This is a genomic window from Isoptericola sp. NPDC060257 (genome assembly GCF_042726645.1).
GTDB classification, from domain to species: domain Bacteria; phylum Actinomycetota; class Actinomycetes; order Actinomycetales; family Cellulomonadaceae; genus Isoptericola; species Isoptericola nanjingensis.
The window spans coordinates 1-5,321 of the sequence record NZ_JBHXAW010000299.1; the positions used below are offsets into that span (position 1 = coordinate 1).

At 74.8% G+C, this 5,321-nt stretch carries 6 protein-coding genes; 1 reads left to right on the forward strand and 5 read right to left on the reverse strand.

Going from position 1 to position 5,321, the window contains the following annotated elements:
• From ACFWEK_RS18545 to rimP, 4 genes are all read right to left on the reverse strand, one after another.
• The coding region (locus ACFWEK_RS18545) for a translation initiation factor IF-2 N-terminal domain-containing protein (protein ID WP_430554992.1) at nucleotides 1–219 on the reverse strand (219 nt) is incomplete at its 3' end.
• A gap of 186 nt (nucleotides 220–405) precedes the next feature.
• A complete protein-coding gene (locus ACFWEK_RS18550) occupies nucleotides 406–750 on the reverse strand; it encodes a YlxR family protein (RefSeq protein WP_430547084.1) in 345 nt (114 codons plus the stop codon).
• A 15-nt stretch (nucleotides 751–765) separates the two neighbouring features.
• Nucleotides 766–1,833 (reverse strand): transcription termination factor NusA, encoded by a 1,068-nt coding sequence (gene nusA / locus ACFWEK_RS18555; protein ID WP_430547085.1) that lies wholly within the window; start codon nucleotides 1,831–1,833, stop codon nucleotides 766–768.
• Nucleotides 1,834–1,835: 2 nt separating this feature from the next.
• Nucleotides 1,836–2,438, reverse strand: coding sequence for a ribosome maturation factor RimP (rimP, locus tag ACFWEK_RS18560; protein ID WP_430554993.1), 603 nt, complete (start codon nucleotides 2,436–2,438; stop codon nucleotides 1,836–1,838).
• A 188-nt stretch (nucleotides 2,439–2,626) separates the two neighbouring features.
• On the opposite strand from rimP, the gene ACFWEK_RS18565 reads away from it, so the two are divergent.
• Nucleotides 2,627–3,811 (forward strand): DUF4439 domain-containing protein, encoded by a 1,185-nt coding sequence (locus ACFWEK_RS18565; RefSeq protein ID WP_430554994.1) that lies wholly within the window; start codon nucleotides 2,627–2,629, stop codon nucleotides 3,809–3,811.
• Between the two features lie 23 nt (nucleotides 3,812–3,834).
• Here the strand turns inward: ACFWEK_RS18565 and ACFWEK_RS18570 are convergent.
• Nucleotides 3,835–5,321 (reverse strand): proline--tRNA ligase (locus ACFWEK_RS18570; protein WP_430554995.1); only part of this gene is annotated, 1,487 nt, incomplete at its 5' end.

Sequence of the window (5,321 nt, forward strand, 5' to 3'; positions counted from 1 at the left end):
GAGCGCCGCAGCCTTCGGCTCGGCGGACTTGCTCGCCGGGGCGCCCGAGGACGCGGGTGCCGCGTCCTTGTACTTGTCGCGCATGGCTCGCTCGACCGGTGCCTCGAGCGTCGAGGACGCCGAACGGACGAACTCGCCCGCCGACTTCAGGTCGGCGAGCAGGGTCTTGCTCTCCACCCCGAGCTGCTTGGCCAGCTCGTGAACGCGGATCTTCGCCACAACTCTCCTGTCTCGGCCCTCCTGCGAGACAGGGAGGACCGTCGTTAGTACCGAGTACTCATCGCACGGAACTCATCGGGTGCCCATCGGCTTCTGACCCGCTTCCTTGTCGACTTCAGTGGGTGCGGCCGAGCGTGCTCGGTCGCGATGGTCCGGCCGCCGGGTGGCGGTGCGGACCGGAGGGACTCAACGGTCTCGCCGCTCCAGGTGTTCCCGGACGCCGGAGAGGTCGAGGGGACCGGTGACGCGCAGGGCGCGCGGCACGGCCCGACGACGCTCGGCGAGCGCCAGGCAGGCGGACGTCGGATGGATCCAGGCGCCACGCCCCGGCAGGCACCCTCGCACGTCGACCACGAGGACTCCCTCGCGTCCCGACGGCTCGAGCACCAGCCGCAGAAGAGCGGACCGCTGGTCACGCTCCCGGCACCCGACGCACGTCCGTACCGGGCCGGAGGTTTCCGGAGGGGTACGAGGGGAGGTCGAGGGCTGGGCGCGTGGCCCGGTCCCCGACAGTCTAGCGCGACGACCCACGTGCCGTGACCGGCCTCAGCCCTCGGCCCCGCGGCTCGCCGCGGCGCCACCTGCGTCGTCGCCCTCGGAAGCGCCCCCGGCGGGGGCCGCCTCGTCCGACCGGATGTCGATCCGCCAGCCCGTCAGCTTCGCGGCGAGACGGGCGTTCTGCCCCTCCTTGCCGATCGCGAGCGACAGCTGGTAGTCCGGCACGACGGCCCGCGCGGCCTTGGCGTCGGCGTCGACCACGGTGACGGAGGTCACACGGGCGGGCGAGAGCGCGTTGGCCACGAAGCGCGCCGGGTCGTCGCTGTGGTCGACGATGTCGATCTTCTCCCCGTGCAGCTCCGCCATGACGGCACGCACGCGCGCGCCCATCGGGCCGATGCAGGCGCCCTTGGCGTTCAGCCCGGCCACCTTGGACCGGACGGCGACCTTGGAGCGGTGGCCCGCCTCGCGGGCGATCGCCGTGATCTCGACGGCGCCGTCCGCGATCTCCGGGACCTCGAGCTCGAACAGCTTGCGCACGAGGCCCGGGTGCGTGCGGCTCAGCACCACCTGGGCGCCCTTCATGCCACGGGACACCTCGACCACGTAGGCCCGCAGCCGCTCGCCGTGGACGTACTCCTCGGTGGGCACCTGCTCGTGCGGGGGCAGGACGGCCTCCGTGCCGCCGACGTCCACGAGGACGACGCGCGGGTCGCGGCCCTGCTGGATGACGCCGGCGAGGACCTCGCCCTCCTTGCCGCGGAACATGCCGAGCACCTGGTCGTCCTCGGCGTCGCGCAGTCGCTGCACGATGACCTGCCGGGCCGTCGCGGTCGCGATGCGGCCGAAGTCGGCGGGCGTGTGGTCGAACTCGGGCCCCAGCTCGATCGTGGGCCGCGCCTCCGGGTCCTCGGGGTCCGGCGTGCGGATCTCCTCGCGCGCCCAGACGGCGACGTGCCCGGACTTGCGGTCCACCTCCACGCGGGCGCGCGGGTAGGCGTCGGGGGTGCGGTGGTAGGCCGACAGCAGCGCCTGCTCGATCGCTTCCACGAGGACGTCGAGGCTGATGTCCCGCTCCCGCTCCAGCAGCCGAAGCGTGCTCATGTCGATGTCCATCGTCAGCCCTCCTCGTGACGGGCGGAGCCCGTGGTGTGGTCCCGGGCGGCGCCCGTGTCCGTGTCTGTCTCCGGGTCTGCATCACCGGGCGCCTCGTCCAGGCGCTTCAGCTCGACCTCGATCTTGCCCTGGCGCACGTCGGCGAGGGGCACCCGGGTGCCGTCCTCGAGCACCAGCACCGCGTCCTCGCCCGCGTCACCCGTGCGGGGCTCGACGTCCGTCAGGCGCCCTGACGTCGTGCCGCCGGCGCGCAGCCGCAGCACGACCAGGCGGCCGCGCGCGCGCCGGAAGTGGCGCAGCTCGGCCAGCGGACGGGAGGTGCCGGGCGTCGAGATCTCGAGCGTGTACGCGCCGGGGACGACGTCGTCGGCGTCCAGCGCCGCGGAGACCGCGCGCGAGACGTCGCCGAGCGTGTCGGAGTCGAGGCTGCCCAGCACGTCCTCGGGGAGGTCCACGGTGACGCGCACGACCGACTTCGCGCCGGCCTGCGTGACGACGACGTCCTCGAGGTACAGGCCCGCGCCGTCGACCGCCGGGGTGACGACCCGCCGCACCGCCTCGGCCTTCGCTCCGCCCGCCGTGGTGCGGCCGTGCTGCGCTGCCATCCCTGCCTCCCGTGGGTCACGTCGTGGACTGCCGTGTGCTCCCGCGCCGGGACGTCCCGCGGCCGGTGTGTCGTTGTGTGCAGCGACCAGCGTAACGAACGACGGGGCCGTCCCGCGCCGTCCGGCGCCCGTGACGGGCGGAGGAACGTCACACGGACGGGGCCGCGCGCGTGGCATCATCGGCCTCGATGGAACCTCAGCCCGCCCCCGGCCGGTTCGCCGACGACGTGACCGGCGCGGCCGTGCCCACCGCCCAGCGCCGCCCCGTGGCGGCCGCCGCGGGCGCGCTGCTCGCCGTCGGGATCCTGGCGGGGTGCGGCGTGCGGCTGGAGGCCCCGCCCGCGGGCGAGCCGGTGCCCGACAGCCTCGAGGTGGTGCGCCGCACCGCCGTCGCGGACGCCCTCCTCGTGGCCGACGGTGCCGAGGCTGCGCTCGAGGAGGTCCCCACGTCGCGCAAGCGGGTCGTCGCCGAGCTCACGCGCATCGCCGCGGACTCACGCGAGCAGGCCGAGGCGCTGGGCGGCGAGTACGACTCCGGGCTCGCGACCGGCGCCCCCACGGACACGCAGTCCTCGGCCTGGGACAAGGCGACCCCGGCGGACGTCGTGGAGGCGCTCGACGACGCGGCCGCCCGGTCGCGGACGGCCGCCGGGAGCACGGGCGACGGGCCGCTGGCCCGGCTGCTGGCCTCGGTCGGCGCGGCGCAGACCGTCTCGGGCGAGCGCCTCGCGGCGCTGGTCGACGTCGCCGGTCCCGACGTCGTCGAGCCCCGCGTGCCGGAGCCTGCGGACGCCGCCGCGGACGACGAGGGCGACGCGGGCGACGCGGGCGACGAGGCCGACGCGGAGGAGGCGACCCCCTCCGGCTCCCCGACGGACGACGCCACGGCGACCGGACAGGACGCCGGGGGCAGCAGCGCGCAGGACGACGACACCGTGCCCGAGGGGCTCACGCCCCACGACCTGAGCACTCTCGTCGTGTCCGAGGACGCGACCCGCTACGCGCTGCAGTTGCGCGCGGCGATCGGCTCCGGCACGACGCGCGACCGGCTGCTCGAGCGGGTCGCCGTGCACGCGCAGCGGGCGGACGGATGGGCCGCCGTGGCGGGCACGCAGGCCACCGCGGACGACCCGCGCCGCGCGGCGTACGCCGTACCGCGGGTCGCCGAGCAGGGTGACAAGGCCCTGGTGATCGACCTGGAGAACGACCTCGCCACCGACTACGCGACCCTCGTGGGCACGACGGCGGCCGGGACCCGCGCGGTGCTCGTCGACCTGCTGGTCGACTCCGCCGTGGCCCTCGACGACTGGGGCGCCGAGCCCGAGCCGTTCCCCGGCCTGCCGGAGCAGGCCGGGGACGACGCGGCCGCCTAGTCTTCCGCGGGACCGTCCGGGGGTCAGTCCGCCAGCAGGGCGGCCACGCGCTCGGTCACGACCCGCGCGGCGTCGGCCACCGGGACCTGCTCCGACGCCCCCGCGCGGGGGCGCACCTCCACCAGGCCGTCCGCCAGGCCGCGGCCGACGACGACGATCAGCGGCACGCCGAAGAGCTCCGCGTCGGCAAACTTCACGCCGGGCGACACCTTGGGGCGGTCGTCGTAGATCACCTCGACGCCCGCGTCGACCAGCTCGGTGGCGAGCTTTTCGGCGGCGTCGAAGACCTCGGTGCCCTTGCCCGTCGCGACGACGTGCACGTGCGCGGGCGCGACGTGCGCCGGCCACGCGAGGCCCTTGTCGTCGTGGTTGACCTCGGCCAGGGCCGCGAGGGCACGAGTGACGCCGATGCCGTACGAGCCCATCGTCACGGTGACGGCCTTGCCGTTCACGTCGAGGACCTTGAGGTCCAGGGCCTCGGCGTACTTGCGGCCGAGCTGGAAGATGTGGCCGATCTCGATGCCGCGCGCGAGCTCGAGCGGCCCGGAGCCGTCGGGAGCGGGGTCGCCCGCACGCACCTCGGCCGCCTCGATGGTGCCGTCCGCGGTGAAGTCGCGCCCGGCCACGAGGTCGAACACGTGCTTGCCCGGAGCGTCCGCGCCGGTGATCCACCGGGTGCCGGGCACCACGCGCGGGTCGAGCAGGTAGCGGACGGCGGAGACCGTCGAGCCGTCCTCGGTCTCGACCTGCGCGCCCTGCGGGCCCAGCGCGCCGGGCCCGATGTAGCCCTTGACCAGCTCCGGGTGCGCGGCGAAGTCCGCCTCGGTGGCGGGCTCGGCCTCGGCCGGGGTGAGGGACGCCTCGAGGCGCTTGACGTCGACCTCGCGGTCACCCGGCAGCCCCACGACGAGCAGCTCGCGCCGGCCGTCCGGGTGCGTGACGGCGAGCACCACGTTCTTCAGGGTGTCCGCCGCGGTCCAGGGACGGTCGGGGCGGGGGTGCTGCTCGTTCGCGCACGCCACCAGCGACTCGATCGTCGGGGTGTCGGGGGTGTCCTCGACGTGCGCGGCCGGCGCGTCGGCGAAGGGCAGCGCGTCCGGGACGGGCGTGACCACGGCCTCGACGTTGGCCGCGTACCCGCCGGCCGAGCGCACGAACGTGTCCTCGCCGATGGCCGACGGCGACAGGAACTCCTCGGACCGCGAGCCGCCCATCGCACCGGACGTCGCCGAGACGATGACGAAGTCCAGGCCGAGGCGCTCGAAGATGCGCTGGTAGGCGCCGCGCTGCCGCTCGTACGACGCGGCGAGGCCCTCGTCGTCGATGTCGAACGAGTAGGCGTCCTTCATGATGAACTCGCGCCCGCGCATGAGGCCGGCGCGGGGACGCGCCTCGTCCCGGTACTTCGTCTGGATCTGGTACAGGGCCAGGGGCAGGTCCTTGTACGAGGAGTACAGGTCCTTCACCAGGAGGGCGAACATCTCCTCGTGCGTCGGCGCGAGGAGATAGT